Annotated in this window: 17 protein-coding genes; 7 read left to right on the forward strand and 10 right to left on the reverse strand. The window is 45.7% G+C overall.

Translation table 11 applies throughout. The features are described 5' to 3' along the window. Positions 1-12: 12 nt before the first annotated feature. Entirely contained in the window at positions 13-963 is a 951-nt protein-coding gene (locus ACYVR3_RS09400; RefSeq protein WP_461244027.1) for a zinc-binding dehydrogenase, read from the reverse strand. 348 nt (positions 964-1,311) lie between these two features. On the opposite strand from ACYVR3_RS09400, the gene ACYVR3_RS09405 reads away from it, so the two are divergent. The 3 genes from ACYVR3_RS09405 to ACYVR3_RS09415 all read left to right on the forward strand — a co-directional run bounded on the left by ACYVR3_RS09405 (position 1,312) and on the right by ACYVR3_RS09415 (position 3,147). Further along, positions 1,312-1,899, forward strand: a complete 588-nt coding sequence (locus tag ACYVR3_RS09405) for a TetR/AcrR family transcriptional regulator (RefSeq protein WP_461244028.1) — start codon at positions 1,312-1,314, stop codon at positions 1,897-1,899. Between the two features lie 145 nt (positions 1,900-2,044). Continuing rightward, entirely contained in the window at positions 2,045-2,920 is an 876-nt protein-coding gene (locus ACYVR3_RS09410; protein ID WP_461244029.1) for a DegV family protein, read from the forward strand. Positions 2,921-2,946: 26 nt separating this feature from the next. Next, positions 2,947-3,147 carry a hypothetical protein gene (locus tag ACYVR3_RS09415; protein WP_461244030.1) on the forward strand — a complete coding sequence of 67 codons (201 nt, stop codon included), beginning with the start codon at positions 2,947-2,949 and terminating at the stop codon, positions 3,145-3,147. A gap of 52 nt (positions 3,148-3,199) precedes the next feature. Here the strand turns inward: ACYVR3_RS09415 and ACYVR3_RS09420 are convergent, their stop codons facing one another. After that, complete coding sequence (locus ACYVR3_RS09420; protein WP_461244031.1) at positions 3,200-4,495, reverse strand: LPXTG cell wall anchor domain-containing protein; 1,296 nt, start codon at positions 4,493-4,495, stop codon at positions 3,200-3,202. Between the two features lie 456 nt (positions 4,496-4,951). Here ACYVR3_RS09420 and ACYVR3_RS09425 point away from each other — a divergent pair, with 456 nt between their 5' ends. From ACYVR3_RS09425 to ACYVR3_RS09440, 4 genes are all read left to right on the forward strand, one after another. Beyond that, complete coding sequence (locus tag ACYVR3_RS09425) at positions 4,952-6,265, forward strand: DNA/RNA non-specific endonuclease (RefSeq protein ID WP_461244032.1); 1,314 nt, start codon at positions 4,952-4,954, stop codon at positions 6,263-6,265. Between the two features lie 36 nt (positions 6,266-6,301). Then, positions 6,302-6,553, forward strand: a complete 252-nt coding sequence (locus ACYVR3_RS09430; protein WP_054736637.1) for a hypothetical protein — start codon at positions 6,302-6,304, stop codon at positions 6,551-6,553. Between the two features lie 75 nt (positions 6,554-6,628). Then, positions 6,629-7,072 carry a hypothetical protein gene (locus ACYVR3_RS09435; protein WP_461244033.1) on the forward strand — a complete coding sequence of 148 codons (444 nt, stop codon included), beginning with the start codon at positions 6,629-6,631 and terminating at the stop codon, positions 7,070-7,072. A 501-nt stretch (positions 7,073-7,573) separates the two neighbouring features. Next, positions 7,574-7,930: a hypothetical protein gene (locus ACYVR3_RS09440; RefSeq protein ID WP_461244034.1), complete on the forward strand. Its 357-nt coding sequence runs from the start codon at positions 7,574-7,576 to the stop codon at positions 7,928-7,930. A gap of 145 nt (positions 7,931-8,075) precedes the next feature. Here the strand turns inward: ACYVR3_RS09440 and ACYVR3_RS09445 are convergent, their stop codons facing one another. The 8 genes from ACYVR3_RS09445 to grpE all read right to left on the reverse strand — a co-directional run bounded on the left by ACYVR3_RS09445 (position 8,076) and on the right by grpE (position 18,382). After that, positions 8,076-8,615 (reverse strand): hypothetical protein, encoded by a 540-nt coding sequence (locus ACYVR3_RS09445; RefSeq protein ID WP_461244035.1) that lies wholly within the window; start codon positions 8,613-8,615, stop codon positions 8,076-8,078. 44 nt (positions 8,616-8,659) lie between these two features. Beyond that, positions 8,660-9,199 carry a hypothetical protein gene (locus tag ACYVR3_RS09450; RefSeq protein ID WP_461244036.1) on the reverse strand — a complete coding sequence of 180 codons (540 nt, stop codon included), beginning with the start codon at positions 9,197-9,199 and terminating at the stop codon, positions 8,660-8,662. 226 nt (positions 9,200-9,425) lie between these two features. Then, positions 9,426-10,397, reverse strand: coding sequence for an alcohol dehydrogenase catalytic domain-containing protein (locus ACYVR3_RS09455; protein ID WP_461244037.1), 972 nt, complete (start codon positions 10,395-10,397; stop codon positions 9,426-9,428). A 204-nt stretch (positions 10,398-10,601) separates the two neighbouring features. After that, on the reverse strand, positions 10,602-11,972 hold the full coding sequence (locus ACYVR3_RS09460; protein ID WP_461244038.1) for an APC family permease: 1,371 nt from the start codon (positions 11,970-11,972) through the stop codon (positions 10,602-10,604). 281 nt (positions 11,973-12,253) lie between these two features. Then, positions 12,254-14,092 (reverse strand): translation elongation factor 4, encoded by a 1,839-nt coding sequence (lepA, locus tag ACYVR3_RS09465; protein WP_461244039.1) that lies wholly within the window; start codon positions 14,090-14,092, stop codon positions 12,254-12,256. A 435-nt stretch (positions 14,093-14,527) separates the two neighbouring features. After that, complete coding sequence (dnaJ, locus tag ACYVR3_RS09470; RefSeq protein WP_054733596.1) at positions 14,528-15,682, reverse strand: molecular chaperone DnaJ; 1,155 nt, start codon at positions 15,680-15,682, stop codon at positions 14,528-14,530. A gap of 137 nt (positions 15,683-15,819) precedes the next feature. Continuing rightward, complete coding sequence (gene dnaK, locus ACYVR3_RS09475; RefSeq protein ID WP_054733593.1) at positions 15,820-17,700, reverse strand: molecular chaperone DnaK; 1,881 nt, start codon at positions 17,698-17,700, stop codon at positions 15,820-15,822. A 46-nt stretch (positions 17,701-17,746) separates the two neighbouring features. After that, the gene (grpE, locus tag ACYVR3_RS09480; protein WP_054733591.1) at positions 17,747-18,382 is read right to left on the reverse strand and encodes a nucleotide exchange factor GrpE; all 636 of its coding nucleotides are present in this window, start codon (positions 18,380-18,382) and stop codon (positions 17,747-17,749) included. Positions 18,383-18,389 lie beyond the last annotated feature (7 nt).

Below are 18,389 nucleotides of genomic sequence, written 5' to 3' on the forward strand. Positions count from 1 at the left end.
GGTCACACATGACTAATCACGCGCCGCAATCAACCGGCCGCTAACTTCACCATTTTCAAGGCTCACAAGGCCTTCTGGAATATGGTCAAAGTCCGTTAAGGTCAATTCTGGCGCCAATTTACCGGTTTCAAAATACCGATAAACATCTGCGATATCCTCAGGGGTCCCACCACTATTACCAACCAACGTAATGTTTCTGAAGATCAAATCCCCCGTGTCGATGGTACTATGCAGAATTCCCATACCAACCAAAACAACGGTTCCGCCAGCTTTAACCGCGTGAATGGCGTCATTAGTCGTCGTATCAAAACCGGCAAAGTCAATAATCAGCTCTAGGTCATCAGCTTTCATATCCGCGATTTCGGCATGCACATGCTGAACGCCCACGCTCTTAGCCCATTCACGGGCTGACGCTTTTGTATCGGCAACGGAAACTTCACAACCTGCAATCACCGCCATATTGGCCGCAAATTGCCCTAAACCACCGGCACCGATAATCCCGACTTTCATGCCTTTTTTAGCACCGCCAACAACGAATAGTGGATGATAAGATGACATCCCAGCATCGGTCGCCGCGGCGCCTTGAATATAGGACACCGAATCTGGAAGTGGCACTAGTTGCACTTCAGGCACCGCTACTTGATCCGAATAACCACCGTCACGAAAGGCCCCAATCGTTTGACCGGTTTCGGGGTTTTGTGGTGAAACACCCACCCGGTCGCCAACGTGATACGCCGTCACATTTTGCCCAACCTTAGTGATAATTCCAGCAACCTCATGGCCTAAAATCACTGGCGCATTGACCATTGGTGCCCAACTTGGATCATGCAGGATGCCAACGTCCGTATGACAAAGTCCCGCAGCCTTAACTGCTAAAATAACTTCATCCGGTGCTGGTTCTGGGTTCACCTGTTCAACCAACGTTAACGGTGCATCAGTTTCTGTAAATTGCCAACCTTTCATGACGATTCCTCCTTAGATAATGTTAATTAAAAATGCCAATGATTAACTTTGTGATAAATGGTTTATTATCAATTATTTTAGTAACCCTATTTGGCAATCTGAACATCTCAGTCATATTTACTGGTAAATCAATGATTTGATTATTACCTCAACTTGATTTACTTGCCGTAATGATGACTAATTAAGTCAAAATATTTATCAAAAGTTAATTTGTTCACATTCTTTACTCGAGTAAAGAATACCACTTTGGTAATGTAAGCGCAATCATTTTTTGTTTTGTGAAAGGTATGCTAAACTAACGCTAATACATCCAATGACTTGATTAATCAACTTTAGGAGCGCTCAGCGATGGATACTAAACAGCAAATTTTAAATACCGCCTACACTTTATTTCAACAAAAATCCTACGAAAACGTGAGCGTTACGGATATCTGCGATGCTTGTCACCTCACCAAGCCCGCATTTTATTACCATTTCTCATCAAAAGGTGAATTGCTGATTCACTACTATGAACACGCGGTGGATCAAATTATCAACGAACAACCTGAACACATTGATAACTACTGGCAACAACTCGTTGCGTCATTCACGGCACTGATGTCGGCAAGCACCGCTATTGGCGCTGACTTAACCAGCCAGTTATTTATTACTAACCTTGGCAATAATCAAGGGACGTTTGATTTTGATGACCGCTTTAAGCAAGTTTGTGTCTCGCTAATTACGGCTGCTCAAAAGGCGCACCAGATTCGCAATCAAAGCGCCCCACTTCAACTCTTTATCGCCGCCTCAATGATGTTTACTGGGTATAACGTCTACTGGGCGATTCGAAACGGCGATTTTGATCGGCCAACTAATTTTGTCGCCTCTTTGGAAACGGTCTTTGATATTCCGCAAGCAAATCGAATCACTTTAAACGATATGCTGTCGATCAGCTAAGGTTGACTGCCATCAAATGATCACGTAAACACGCATTAAAAAAATCTAATCACGTCCTTCCTTTCCCGCTCTTGCGAACTTCCCCCACCTTTGTTATGCTCATAACAGCTAAACTGGCTACCAAAGAGGAGGTTTGCCTTACCATATGAGAATCGCAGTTGTTACCGATTCAGCAAGTTATTTAGACCCACAAGACGTTGCCGATTATCACATTCACGTTGTTCCAATTACCGTGATTTTTGACCGTCAACCGTATTTAGACAATGTTGACATTACGACCGCCGAATTTTACCGGCGCTTAAAAACCGAAAAGGCATTACCGACTACCACTCAGGTCACGTTAGGCCAGATGCAGACGATGTATGACCAATTGGCTGACGAAGGCTACGATGCCGTCATCAGTATTCATTTATCATCCGGCATCACGAGTTTTTACGATAACCTCACCACTTACCTACCCAACGTGACCAACATTAAGGTATACCCCTTTGATTCGAGAATTGCGTCTGCGGGGGAAGCTAACTTAGTCCTATTAGCTGCTAAACTAGTGGCACAAGGAATGGCTCCCGATGAAATCATTGAACAGCTCACCCACTTTCGAGATACGATCGACGCCTACTTCGTGGTAGACGATCTTTCTCATTTAGTTCGAACGGGCCGGTTATCAAATGCTTCCAGTTTAGTCGGCGGCCTCCTTCGCATCAAACCAATTCTTACCTTCAACGATCAAGCCGAAATCGTCGCAATCGAAAAGGAGCGCACGATGCGCCGCGCCTATCAAGCGATTAAACGTAAATTCCAACAGGCGGTCAACACAACCAACTATCCGCTTCGATTAACGATCATCGACGCTGATAATGCGGAATTACAGGCTGCTTGGTCCAAGGACCTGCAAGCTGAATTTCCGGATATCACCATTGATCATAGCGAAATTGGCCCGGTCATTGGCGTTCATGTTGGCGCTGGCACCATGGCACTCCTATGGGATTATGACTGGGAAAAGTGGCCACTAGATAACTAGGGATTAACAAAAAAGGATGATCAAATTTGCATTTCTACAGCATGGGCGGCACTCACGGCGATACGTCGTTTATGACCCGCCAAAAGTTCGTGACGACGCTTCGACAAGAGCTGAAGCAACCGAAACTAGATTTAACTCAGTTTCCCACACCTAAAAATCAAGCCGAGTATCAACAACTTGTCACGTTTGTTCAGCAACAGGTGTTGCCTCGGTTATCAGATCAATAACCCAAAAAACTTTCACCGGCACATTGCTGGTGAAAGTTTTTTACTGAATGTTTTAATTTTCACGATGCTTCTTTGCGCTCAATCCCAGCCAGCTCGCAATGGTTAACAGAACAGCCCCTAATACTGGGGCAACTGTCGTTTCATGCTCACTAGTTTGTGGCAACGTTGCATCTGATGTCGTTACCATATTATCAGTTGCATCATTCGCTGTCACATCATTGCTAGCAACACCCGAAACGGTTGCGCGATGAGTCGTCATCGGTGTTGAGACCGATGCCACACCCCGACCATTGGTGACTAACTCGGCACGAGTCGCTTTACCTGTGCCTTGGGTGCCATCAGTTTCGGTTACCACAGTATCATTATCCTTCTCGGTACTCGTGGTCGACGTTTTCGTCTTAGCCGGCTTAGTTGTGGTTGTTGGTAAAACCGTATCGTTATCCGTACTGGTCTTCGTCTCGGTTGGCAACGTGGTGCTGGTTGCATCAACCTGAGTCCGACTTGCAACTGGTGAATCATCGACGATTCCAGTTTGCTGCCCTGAATTTGAATCAGTTGGCGTCGTTGGGTCAGTCGTTTTGGCAAGCAACGTATACAGGTAAGCAATTTGAAGCGCTGTTCCTGGTTGGCCGTAGCCCGTTAATTGACCATTTGCCAAAATTAGATCAACGTTGGCTTTTGATACATTGTTAATTGTTTGATTAGCATCCGGGTTCGTTAAATCACTCATAGTGATATTAGCGGTGCCATCCGCGTTGTAAGTAATCTGATAAGTATGTTGTTGCGCACCGGCCGTTGTCGTAATGGTAATGCCGTTCAATTGATAATCGTTATCGGTTGTCGTTAACTTATCCGGCATCACATCAGCAAGGGAGTATTTTCCCTTATCGCTGACCGTCACTTGATTCAAACTATCCTTCAGTTGATTCTGGGCACTCTGTGGTAATTTGTTACCAGCAGTGTCCGTAATCGTACTAGTGACCTTGGTTGCAGTCGTCAACGATGTGTCAGCTTGTTGCTGAGTATCTCTGGTTGCAGTTGAACTGGTTTGTGACTCAGATGATCCGGTCGCACTACTTTCGCTAGACACCGTAGTCGGTGCGGCACTAGTTTGGCTGGTCGCCGAGCTACTATCACTGCTCGTGCTAGCAGCAACCGTTGTTGTCGACGTCTGGTTGGCCGCCGTCTTCCCCGCAGTTTGCGAGGCGGCCGGTTGACTACTTGTCGTATCAGCAGCTGAACTAGCTGTTCCGTCTGCTGATGCACCAGTTGCCCCCGTGACAACTAATCCACCAAGTACCAACGTCGAAATCAATAACCGCTCAACGACTTTACTATTCTTTTTCATGTCAGTTCCTCCAAATAAAAATTGTTGCTCCCCGTGTGTACAACTTCAAATGTAACGAAGTTAATTTGAAAAGTCAATCACCGCACGAGTAATCCGACATCATCCCAATTACCCGGTTTCATTAGCTAATTCAGATTTGGCGACGGCCATCGGTTAAAAGACACCGTGAACACTGATTCAGATTCAGACTCAAACTTATTCTAAAAAAATAGTCAGCTAATATTGTGTTCGACTGAGGAATCTCCTAAAATAGTTATTGGTTGGCACTTTGTTTGAGCTTGTGCATCTGTTAAGCTTCGCAAACCACGATCAGGTTTATATACAATACTGGATATTACATGGTTTAATTGCATCAAATCATTGCTTACACGTCAACCACCAATTATTTGGGGAAAGGAGCGCGGTCCAAAATTCTGACGACCTAAAAAGCTGACTAATTGAGGGGAAATAAGTCTTATGTCGACATTTTTAGCACTTCTGGCCATCATTTGCCTAATTGCCGGAATCGGTGCAACGGGCTGGTGGTTACTCACTAAACTTCAACAGCAGCCAAAGCACGTACGCGGGATGCGGCTCGGTTCACTGACTGCCATTTTATGGATTTTGACCGCTCTATTATTTATCGGTAGCGGTACAACCAATCATCATACTGCTTCAAACGCCCAAACTGCCGAATCAACAACAGTTAAACGGCATAGTAAACCAGCTGCATCGCCTTCGTCATCAAAGCCGGTGACGCACCACAAAACCGTTGCGACGACCACGACAACTCATCATCAATCGGTGTCACGATCATCAACTGATACGCAACAGCGGCACGCAAGTATTTTGGCTAAACTAGTTAGCTATACCAACAGTGAATCTGCCGGGCCAACCAGCAACTATTATTGGACGAACGGTAAGGCGCACTTAACTGGGTTTAGCAATTATCATGCCGGTGATTATCATTTTACCGCTGATAGTCAGGGCCGTACCGGAACCGCTCGAGCGTTGTTAACCTACTCGGAGTTCCAGTCGTCACAAGGCTCACGCCAAGGTGATCCATTAGAACCGCCTGCTTGGCCAGCGTCAAATCCACGTGTGGCGATTAATTATAGTTTGACTGGTCGGACCTATCACGGTTATCTATACAACCGAAGTCATTCGATCAGTGACAGTTTATTAGGTAGCAAGTCATACACCTCTGAGTACAACTTCACCACTGGCACCCGGCCACAAAACGTTGGTGCTAACCAATCTGGTGGTATGCGCTATGCGGAAGAAACTGCGGAAGATTACTGGGATGCTCATCCAAATACCACAAACACGATTGCCTACGAAACCACCCCACTTTATCAGGGTAGCGAACAGATTCCGCGTGGTTCGATCGTTGACATCAAGTCCTCAGACGGCACAGTGAACACCGAAATTGTGGTCATTAACGACGTTGAGGGCATTAAGATCAGTTATAACACCGGTAGTAGTAACGCCAAACCGATTACGAGTACCACAACTAACGCTCAAAGTAACCGTTCAACCGCATCGAGTTACAGCCATCCGACAACAACTCATTCGACCCATAACACGACCTCAACGACACAACAGTCTGCCGGTGCAACAACCGAAGGCCAATGGCACGTTGCCGCAGCTGGCATGGTCTACGTTTCTGATAGTAACAAGTACTATTCACGGGTCACTAACCCCGGTAACTACCAGTACGAGTCGCAATCCCAAGCTACCGCAAGCGGCGCAACGCAGGCTAGTCGTGGTAATCAGTACGCGCGGCCGTAATAACGATCTAAACTTAAGCTAAGGAGCATCACTATCTTGAAAATCAAATCAGCTTTAATGGTCGGCCTCGCCGCCCTTTCATTCGCAGGCACCATCGAAACCATTCCCGCCGTTCACACTGACGCAGCTGCGCGGGTGTGGATCGCACCAAATTATGGGAAACGGTATCATTTTAACCGAAACTGTCGTGGCTTGTACCGGGCTAAAAATCATGTCCGGCACGTAACGTTGCATTATGCTAAGGCGCATCATTATACGCATTGTCGGATTAGTGGGGATCGGTATTGATCCATGTTAGTGTCAAAAAGTTATTAACACGGTAACTGTGGATTTATCAATTCAATTTTGTAGGGAGATTAAGAAATGACGCTTAAAAAAACGGTACTGATTGGACTTACCGCACTATCACTCGGTGCTAGTTTAACAACCTTAACTGTTAACGCAACTGCAAAAACATACACAACAATTCCAGTATCATTGCGTGGCAAGTGGTACCACAGAAACTCGGATGGTAGTTACGATCGGGTGATTTTTACGAAGTATCACTACGATTTTCCTAATGAAGATGGCTCCTGGACAAAGATTTCTGGTGCAAAATTTCCTCGTTACGCAATGGGACATAGCGAACTATTTGTAACTAAGCGAAACAGTAAGGGCTATTATAATATTGGCCAATACGCAAGTGATGAATGGCCATATTGGAAGCGAACAACTCATAATCATTCAAAGGCCTTATTATTGTACCAACCACTTCCACCTTATGATTATTATGCGGCATACTATTACCCAGCCAGCCATTTTAAATAATCAGTCTTTTTTCGTTTTCAATGACCCCTTCGGCATCATAACTACTCCATGACATGAAGCCATTCATGCCGAAAAAACAACTATAAATAACTTTTTGGAAGTGTTATCAATGAATTTGAAACACATTAGCATCATTTTAGGAATTACGATATTTTCAATGTTTACCGGCTTGGCTACCACATCCACAACTGCCAGTGCAAGTTACTATCTAAACGGCAATGATTATGCACGTGAAGCTACTCACCTAGTAACTGCTAAAAAAACCGTTCGCGTTTATAAAATTCGAACCGGAAACTGTGAAGCTAATAACCGATGGACCTTTTACAAATATATTCATAAAGGTTCTCGCGTATATGCATCTCACTGGCTTATGAGCACTGGTGGCTGGATCGTTAAATCAAAGAATGTCTATTATCATAACCCTAGGACTTTCTTTCTAATCGCCAAAAGTAACTGGTACTATAAATAACTACCTATTTTAATAACTAAGAAGGCACTACCATGAAAGTATCTAAATGTTTATTATCCGGAATTATCGCATTATCAATGGGTATCGTGTTAACCATTAACCCCACGCTTGCATCCGCACAATCTCTTCCCAAACCGGATTCACGTTACTGGATTAATTATCACCCTGTTCGCGTAAGAAAGAACACCAAAGCATACCACATTCATCTCGTTTTCCCCGAATACAAATCTAACGCCATTGGTTCTCGGACATTGCGTCGCGGCACTAAAATCTACGCTCGTTACAATGGCCTCAGCTGGGCATGGATTGTTAAAGGTCATGGCATGAGGAATACAGCACGATATTTTTGGACAGTAGATAAGGCAACTAGCTCTTGGCTTTATCGTTAATTCGTCACTTTCACTAAAAAGAATACACCTAAAAGCATAAATTGTTTTCTTTAACAATTTATGCTTTTATATACGATAAAAACGATCTCCAGAATTTTTCTAGAGATCGTTTTTATTTGATTAGCCTTCAATTCAAAAAGCAGGTTCACTTCCGAATCCCCAACGAATTAAACTGCTTTGGCGTCGCAGTATAAGAAAAATCATGTTGCGTTCGAACCTTACTGTATGCTGCAATGTACGATTGTCGTTGGTACGTTCCAAGTACTCGATACTTTTTATGATGAACCGTTGCACGATAAGTCCAAAACGCCAAACCATCCGTAAATCCGCCGGCAGGTTGAGAACTGGCATCAACCATCTGCCACCAATACCGTGAATTAGAAAAAGCCGTTGTTTTCTTGACACTCAGGCGTTTATAACTGTGTCGATATTTGGCGCTATTCGACAGCATCACGTGTTTGGCACTAATTCTATGCCCCTTACTGTTCACCGTCCAATAGTTAACTGCATGCGCTGTGACTTGCATCGTCGTGTAACTTTTCTTACTTAGTGGCGCATACCAAATGCCCCGAATTGATTTTGGCGTCGTATTCGTTGACGCAGCTTCGGCATTTGACTGACTACTAATTAAACCTAAGCCTAATCCGATAGCGATCACACCCAACACTTGTCCTGCTTTTCTCATATCGCTCTCCTGAAGTAATTTTTAAATATAGTTCTTTGATCAGACTAAAAATCCGGATAATACAGCACGCCGCTAAAGTGATGCGTCCCCAAATTTCGGGCAACTTTTCTAGTCGCATAATAATGGTCACTCGTCCATAATGACGCCCCACCACCGGTGCTTAATGTCCGAATGCGGTAACCGCGATAATGACGAATCTTGACGCCATAATACTCACCATCGCCAGCACCTTGGTTCCAACCGTACAAATTAACCCAATGCATCTTATGTGCATACAACAGGGTCGCAAACACCCACGATGGATGATGACTCACATGAGTTGCGTTGAGGTTCCGCACATGAATCTTGGTAGTATATTGATGCCAGCTACCATCGTAATAATCGGTCGTTCGCATGTGCTTATACCCAAAAGTTATTCGGCTATAGTGACCATCCTCGTAATGATACCAAGTTCGCCGTAATGCGGTCGGAAAATAGCGTAGCGACGTTTTGGCTTGAGCAGTCGTGCCAGTAGCAGCAATCATTGTACCACCGCCAATTAATAAACCCATCAAAAATAATAGCACCTTAAATCTCTTAATCATCCTAATGCCCCCTTGATTTCAGTATAGCATTAGTTAAATTTAATTATTATATGATTATTTCAAGGATGATGAACCGTTAATGATTGAACCAGTCATACCAAAAACAGGATTGAACTGCTTAAACACATCAGCATTTCAATCCCGTTTTATTTAAGTAGTTAACTTTCAACGCCAAATTGAATCAGTGCAATTCACCTGAAAATACCTCATCATTTCCCTCAGAAATTTACGGCAAAACAACCACCTTACCAAAACTATCCGAACCATCAAGGTAAGCCTGCGCATCAGCGGTATGTGCCAAATCGAAAGTCTTCACCGGTGAAACACTTAAATGATGCTGTTCAATGACTTGTAGGAGCTGATTAAACTTGGCTTCAGAAACCCCGTCCGAATTATACGTCCCATCCGAACTAAAGACCGTCATGTAGGCGCCAGAAGTCATCATCGCGATTGGATCAAAATCCTTGACGCTCCAAACACCACCAAGCTCACCCGTGATACAAACGATTCCACTCTCGGTCAGCACTTTCATCGAATCAACCATGGTCAGCGGACCGACCAATTCAAGAATTTTACTGAAGCGTTGGTTAGTTTGCAATTGATTGTTTCGGTCTTCAATCACAGCGTCGAAGCCCGCAGCCATCAATCGGTCAGTCTTCGCTAGGTTTCGGGTTGTTGCTGTCACAGTAATTCCCGGTGCCATTGCCTTAGCGAGTTGAACAGCCGCCACACCAACACCACTGGTTGCCCCCCGAACCAACAAGGTATCCGTCGCCGTTAACTTCAAGTTGAGCAGTGACCCATACGCTGTAAAATACGTTTCAGGGATCGCGGCCAAGTCCGACCAGCTTAAGTCCGTTGTGACCGGATAAATGTTTTGATTGGGAATCAGCATGAATTCTGCGTAACTCCCATCAAAATTACGGCCCATGCCACCCATCAGTGTGACCACTTTTTGCCCTTTGGGTAACCGGGTCTCATCCGTCGTTTCAGCAATCTCGCCGACACCCTCAATCCCTAAGATTCGGGGCAACTTAACTGATGGTGACCAGCCATTTCGCGTAAAAATCTCAGAGCGGTTGATTCCGAAACCTTTCACTTTAATGAGCGACCAGCCAGGTTTGACGGTTGGCGTTGGTACTGTAGTGTAGTTTAGAACATCGGCGTTGCCTGGTTTTGTCAGAACAATTGCTTTCATGATTGTACTCCCTTTCTGGATAAAGTACGTTTACGATGCCAAACGGGCTTTGATTTGATGACGATTTTTCTTTTATGATACACCCAAAATTGATGATCTTCGAACCCGACACAAAAATCAGAATTAGAATTCCTAAATTCTTAAGAAGTCTAATCCTGATTTTGATCATCATCAATTATCCCAATAGCTATTTTTTCTAAACCATTAATGCACCCGATAATACCGCCGGAAACCTAAATAAACAACCGCCCCCAAAGCTGGCACTGCTAATCCGAGTACCGAAGTCAACGGATCATCAATAAAGTTGTTCCCCAGAATTATCAAGAAAGCCAACGTGGCAATAATCACCGTCCAAGGATAAGCCCAAACTCGGTACGGCCGTGGCGTATCTGGTTGACGCCGCCGCATCATCGGAACGGCCAAAATCGACAGCATGTTAAAGACTGCACCCGAGAAGACCACTAACGAGGTTAATTGATCCAGTTCACGGGTCAAAACTAACACGATTGAGATCAACATTTGGGCAAACAAACTCACATCCGGGGTTCGGAATTTAGCATGAACGTGGGCAAATGGCTTCCACAGCAACCGGTCTTGAGCCGCCGCATAGTAGTAACGCGAGAACGCCAGAATCATCCCATTTAGTGAGCTGATCATCGCCAACGCCATCGTAACCGCTACCAAAATCGTCCCAAACTGACCCAAGAATCGTTCAGCAACCGCCGTTCCTAAATACAACTGGCCGTGCTGAATGGCGTGGTTGATCTGACCAAACGGTAGTGCCCGATAAATGGCCAAGTTGAACAAAACGTACACGACGGTAGTGAACCCGACTGATAAAATCAGTGCCCGTGGCAAATTCTTTTGCGGTTCCTTCATCTCACCAGCAACGGTATTCAGGTTTGTCCACCCCTCGTACGCCCACAGCGAGGCGATCACAGCAAAGGCAATCATTTGAATAAAATCAACGGCACTCCCGCCTTTAGGCTGTTGCACCACCGACCACCGTGGTGTGTAGTGGCCCCAGAAAACGCCCAGTACAATAATTAGAATCAATGGCAACACTTTCAGGACGTTAAAAATATTTTGGACCAGTTCACCGGTATCCACCCCAAAATAGTTAATTAGCGTAAAGATCACAATCAGCCCAATTGCCACCAATTTAACCACCACGCCGTTCATCGGAATCAGCGATTTCAGCGCTAACGGCAACGCAATCGCAATGGCCGCAATGGACCCCGGACCGCCAATCAGCATGCTCTGAAAGTTAAACATGTACCCAACCATTGGTGAGTACGCTTCCGATAAATAAACGTAGATCCCACCAGTTGCGGGATTCATCGCGCCTAATTCAGCGAAACACAGGCTTCCCAACAACGTTACAATCCCGCCAATCAACCAGGCCAGTAAAGCCAGCCCCATCGACATTCCGGACCGTTCCAACACGTACGACCCAATATAGAAAATGCCGGAACCAATCATGATCCCAATTAAAATATTGCTACCACCAAAGACCCCAATCACCTTTTTTAGGTGTGGTTGTGGGGAGTTTGACTGTTCTTCGGGTTGTTGCATGGCCACCACTCCTTTTCGAATTAAGCCTATTGTACGATAAGTTAATCATTCTGTCATTAGGTGCTTGATAATTACTAGTTTTGAAATGGCTGCTCTAGTAGTATTTATGCGGTAAATCAAAAAGACCCACGTTAATTATCAACGTGAGTCTTCTTTAAGTTTAAGATAGTAGTCGGTAAATGTTATCATAATTTCCAGAAAAGGTGGTTTTTGCCGTGTGAAAGAAGTGTGAAAATCAGAAAATTCTCAAAAATTTCACAGGTTAAACCGACTATAAACGCCTATTTACCGCCGTTATCATCCTCATCAGTCTGCAGAACGGCCATGAAGGCTTCTTGTGGCACATCCACCGTCCCAACCGACTTCATCCGTTCCTTCCCACGCTTTTGCTTATCCAGCAACTTCGCACGACGGTCAGGATCACCAGTATGGATCTTAGCGGTAACGTCCTTCCGGTAAGCACGGATGTTGGTCCGTGCGATCACCTTGGCCCCAATTGCGGCTTGAATTGGAATTTCAAAGTTTTGACGTGGGATGATGCCCTTAAGCTTCACAGCAATCTCACGACCCCGCTTCTCGGCGAATTGACGGTGAGAGATAAAGCTCAAAGCATCGACCTTGTCACCGTTCAACAGGATATCGATTTTAACCAGATCACTTTGTTGGTAATCGTCCAACTCGTAATCCAACGAAGCGTAACCCTTGGTGTTTGACTTTAGTTTATCGAAGAAGTCAAAGATGATTTCAGACAGCGGCATCTTGTAGATGACGTTGACCCGATAATCATCCAGATATTCCATCGTCACAAATTGGCCCCGTCGACGTTGACACAGTTCCATCACAGCACCAACGTAATCGTTAGGCGCCATAACCGTGGCCTTGACATAAGGTTCTTCAATGCTCTTTAATGAAGCCACTTCTGGCATCTCAGATGGGTTTTCCACTTCCTTCACAGTACCATCAACCAAGTTGGCCCGGTAAGTAACGGAAGGTGCGGTGGTAATCAGATCAAGGTTAAATTCGCGTTCTAGTCGTTCCTGAACCACGTCCATGTGGAGCATGCCCAAGAACCCACAACGGAACCCAAACCCTAACGCTTGGGAAGATTCGGGTTCGAACTCCAAAGCAGCATCATTTAACTTCAACTTCTCCAACGCTTCACGCAAATCTTGGTATTTAGCGTTATCAGTTGGATACAACCCAGCGTAAACCATTGGCGCCATTTCCCGATAACCTGGGAGGGCCTTTTCAGCTGGCCGAGCGGCGTTGGTGACCGTATCACCCACTCGGGTATCGGTAATATCCTTGATGCTGGCCGTGATGTAACCAACTTCACCCGCCATCAGCATATCGCGCTTGATTGGGCCTGGTGAGTTCACCCCAACTTCAGTGACTTCATACTCAGAGCCACTGTTCATCAGCCGAATCTTATCGCCCGGTTTAACGGTGCCTTCAAATACCCGGACGCTTAACACAACGCCACGGTAATCATCGTAAATTGAATCAAAGACCAATGCTCGTAATGGTGCTTCGAGGTCGCCATCTGGTGCGGGAACTTGGTGGACGATTTGTTCCAACAAGTCTTGGATGCCGATACCTTGCTTGGCGCTGGCCAAGACAGCTTCTGATGCATCGATGCCGATTACATCTTCAATTTCTTTGCGCACTTTTTCTGGTTCAGCGGATGGCAAATCAATCTTGTTGATAATTGGCAAAATTTCCAAATTATCATCAAGGGCCAAGTAAACGTTAGCCAACGTTTGGGCTTCGACCCCTTGCGCAGCATCCACGACTAACACCGCGCCTTCACAGGCTGCCAAGCTTCGTGACACTTCATAAGAAAAGTCCACGTGCCCTGGGGTGTCGATCAAGTGAAATTCGTAAGTGTGCCCATCCTTGGCATCATACGTTAATTCCACGGCGTTCAACTTAATCGTGATGCCACGTTCCCGTTCCAGGTCCATATTATCCAATAGTTGATCTTGCATATCACGCTTTGACACCGTATCCGTCAGTTCCAAAATGCGGTCAGCTAAAGTCGACTTACCGTGATCAATGTGAGCCACAATCGAGAAGTTCCGGATATACCGTTGGTGTTCTTTCATTTGTTCAAGATCCATTTAAATCCCTGCCTTTTCTACGAAGTTCATATCCTATCATTATACCAAGCCAGCTAGCAATGTACAATTGATTACGCTGGTTTAACGGCATTTCTATCACGCAAGATAAACAAAAACCCCCAGACCTGGTCATGATCTGGGGGAAAGATTTGAAAAATTAGAAGTTCACTTCTAAGCAGAAGCTAGTATAACCGAAGTTTGTCAAAAAAGCAAAGTAAAAGTCAACATTTTAGTGATTTTCCCGAAAAATTCGCTTACAACTCTCAAAAAAGTACGGCTAATTAGCGTATTTAAGTGGTTAATATGGGTTTATTAATCGTTGATTTTTTCGTGACTGGCGTTAATAATCAGCACCAAAAACAGCGCCTAAATTCCCCAATCAGGAATCTAGGCGCTATTCATTTAGACACAGTCATTGACCCGTTCAATTACAATCTAGTTATCAAACGCATCTTTCATCTTGTCAAAAAAATTACTTTTGCTCCCTTGAACCACCTTATCACCGCTAGCTTCCGCAAAATCCTTTAATGCGGTCCGTTGGGCCTTATTGAGGTTCTTAGGGGTAACAATGTTGACGGTTACCCGTTGATCACCGTTACCGTTACCACGTAATCTTGGGGCACCCTTACCCTTCAAGCGGAAGACGGAACCAGTTTGGGTACCAGCTGGCACCTTCAGCTTCACATCACCGTGAACGGTTTGGACTTTGATTTCATCACCCATTGCAGCTTGAACGAAGCTGATGTCCTTATCCAAGTAGATATCGGCACCATTTCGCTGGAAGACCTTGCTTGGTTGGACACTGAAGATAATGAATAAGTCACCGTATGAGCCGCCATTAGCGCCGGCTTCACCTTGACCTTGAAGACGCATTTGTTGACCATCATCGACCCCAGCTGGGACGTTGACTTCAACTTCGTGCCGTTCTTCTTCGTGGCCTGAACCACCACAAGTTGGGCACTTCGACTTGATTTCCTTACCAGTACCTTGGCAGACGGGACAAACTTGTTGGCTCCGCATCCGGCCAAGTGGCGTGTTGGTTTCACTCATCACGTAACCAGAGCCACCACAATTGTGGCAGGTTTCTGGCGTGGTCCCCGGCTTAGCACCGGAACCATGACAGGTGTGACATTGCGCTTCCCGGTTGTACTTGATCTTGGTCTTCTTCCCAAAGATCGCTTCTTCGAACTTCAACGTCATCTGGTATTGCAGATCACGTCCAGGCCGTGGCGCGTTTGGGTTCTGACGGCCACCGCCGCCTCCGCCACCGAAGAATTGACTGAAGATGTCTTCGAAACCACCGCCGAAGCCACCGCCGCCACCAAAGTCACTGTAACCACCACCGGCACCGCCGCCACCAAAGCCGGCTGGGCCATCGGCAGAACCGTATTGGTCGTAGTTTGACCGCTTCTGTTCGTCACTTAGGACTTCATAAGCTTCCGTAACTTCCTTAAACTTCGCTTCCGCCCCGGGTGCTTTGTTGATATCGGGGTGATACTTCTTTGATAACTTCCGGTAGGCCTTCTTGATGTCGGCTTGGGAGGCGTCTTTCGCGATCCCTAACACTTCATAATAATCCTTGCCAGCCATATTCAACCTCCATTGCGCTTGACGCCATTTATTTTAATCGTTGCAAGTCTTAATTAGGATAGCATAAATTTCCTGAAACAAAAAGCCAAAGCCCACGATTGAGCCTTGACTTCCTGTTCGTTGATTCGTAGGGACGATTACTTCTTGTCCTTATCGTCGTCTACTTCTGAGAAATCACCGTCAAAGGTTTGACCGTCATCCTTGCTATCTTTGCTGTCACCAGTTGCTTGGCCATCGGCCCCAGCAGCGGCACCGTCAGCGCCGTTAGCAGCTTGTTCTTGTTGCGCTTGTTGATAGAGCTTAACGGAAAGGTCTTGAACGATCTTGTTCAAATCGTCCTTCTTCGTCTTCATTTCTTCAACGTTGTTGTCCTCTTGGGCCTTCTTCAAGGCATCACGAGCATCCTTAGCCTTTTGGATTTCGTCGTCGGAAACTTTGCCCTTAACTTCGTCCAAGGTCTTATCAACCGTGAATAACAATTGGTCAACTTCGTTCTTCAAATCGGCCGCTTCTTTACGTTCCTTGTCGGCTTCTTCGTTGGCTTGAGCTTCCTTCATCATCTTATCGATTTCTTCGTCGGATAAGCCCTTGTTTTCGATGGTAATCTTTTGTTCCTTACCAGTCCCCTTGTCCTTAGCGGAAACGTTAACGATCCCGTTCCGGTCAATGTCGAAGGTCACTTCGATTTGAGGAACCCCACGAGGTGCGGCAGGAATGTCAGTTAATTGGAAGTTACCCAAAGTCTTGTTGTCAGCAGCCATTGGCCGTTCACCTTGCAAGACGTGGATATCAACGGCTGGTTGGTTATCAGCAGCCGTACTGAAGACTTGTGACTTGCTGGTTGGAATCGTCGTGTTGCGATCAATCAACTTAGTGAAGACACCACCCATGGTTTCGATACCCAATGACAATGGGGTAACGTCCAAGAGCACAACGTCCTTCACATCACCAGTTAAGACCCCACCTTGAACAGCGGCACCTAAGGCAACGGCTTCATCAGGGTTGATTGAGTGGCTTGGTTCCTTACCAGTCCACTTCTTAACGGCTTCTTGAACGGCTGGAATCCGAGTTGAACCACCGTTTAAGATGACAACGTCTAAGTCGCTAGCTGATAAGCCGGCATCCTTCAAGGCGTTTTCAACTGGGATCCGAGTACGTTCAACTAAGTCAGAAGTCAATTCGTTGAATTTGGCACGCGTTAACGTTTCTTCCAAATGCAATGGGCCGGCTTCACCAGCAGAGATAAATGGCAAGCTGATTTGGGCTTCGGTAACCCCTGACAAGTCCTTCTTGGCCTTTTCAGCAGCTTCCTTCAACCGTTGCATCGCCATCTTGTCCTTTGACAAGTCGATGCCGTTAGCTGACTTAAATTGATCGATCAACCAGTTCATGATGGTCTTATCAAAGTCATCCCCACCAAGGTGCGTATCACCGTTGGTTGAGAGCACTTCGAAGACGCCGTCGCCTAAGTCAAGAACGGAAACGTCAAAGGTCCCACCACCAAGGTCATAAACCAAGATCTTTTCGTCAGAATCTTGCTTGTCCAAGCCGTATGCTAATGATGAAGCAGTTGGTTCGTTGATGATCCGCTTAACGTCCAAACCAGCAATCTTACCGGCATCCTTAGTCGCTTGACGTTGAGCGTCATCAAAGTAAGCTGGCACGGTGATAACCGCTTGGGTGACTTCGTCGCCAATGTAATCTTCAGCGAAACCTTTGATGTACTGTAAGATCATTGCTGAGATTTGTTGTGGCGTGTAATCCTTGCCTTCAATGTTAACCTTGTAACCGGCTTCGCCCATGTGACTCTTAATTGAAGAAACCGTGTTCGGGTTCGTGATTGCTTGACGCTTAGCAACTTCACCAACTGATGGTTTGCCATCTTTAAATGCAACAACTGATGGCGTTGTCCGACCACCTTCTGGGTTTGGAATGATTTTAGGTTCGCTACCTTCAAGAACAGCTACTGCAGAGTTCGTCGTCCCTAAGTCAATACCGATAATCTTATTACTTGCCATGTATGATTTACCTTCTTCTTAGAATTTATGCTTTTTTGATTGGTTGCTACTGGGCAACAACGACCATTGCTGGCCGCAATACCCGATCCTTAAACTGATAACCCTTTTGCAAGACCTGTGCAACGTGGTCTTGTTGGTCATCGTTTTCGGCCGGAACAGTTTGAACAGCTTGGTGGAAGTTCGGATCGAACTTCTCGCCTTCAGCCTTGATCTCACTGACACCGTTGCGGGTGAGGGCTTCGGTCAAATGCTGTTGCACCATCTCGATCCCCTTCTTGAGGGATTCGCCCTGTTCACCTTCAACGGAGATTGCCATTGCGCGTTCAAGGTTATCAAGGACTGGCAAAATATCATGAGCTAATTGTTGCCCATCATACTTTGATAACGCCGCTTGATCCTTCTTGTTACGCGCCTGGATGTTCTTGATCTCAGCTTCTGCTCGCAAGTACTGATCTGAAGTTTTGTCTAACTGTTGCTTCAAATCAGCTACTTGAGTTAACGCTGCTTGAAGCGCATCATCAGCCGGTTTAGTGGCATCGGTCGTCGAATCTGACGCCGTTGCTTGTGCTGAAGGATCCGCTTGAGTTGCATCAGCTTTTGCAGTTGATTCAGCTTCAGTTGCGGCTGAATCACTGGCCTTTGCTGCTTCTTTCGACTGTTTGTTTGCTTCGTCTTGAGCCACACATAAC

This window comes from Secundilactobacillus muriivasis (assembly GCF_054785195.1).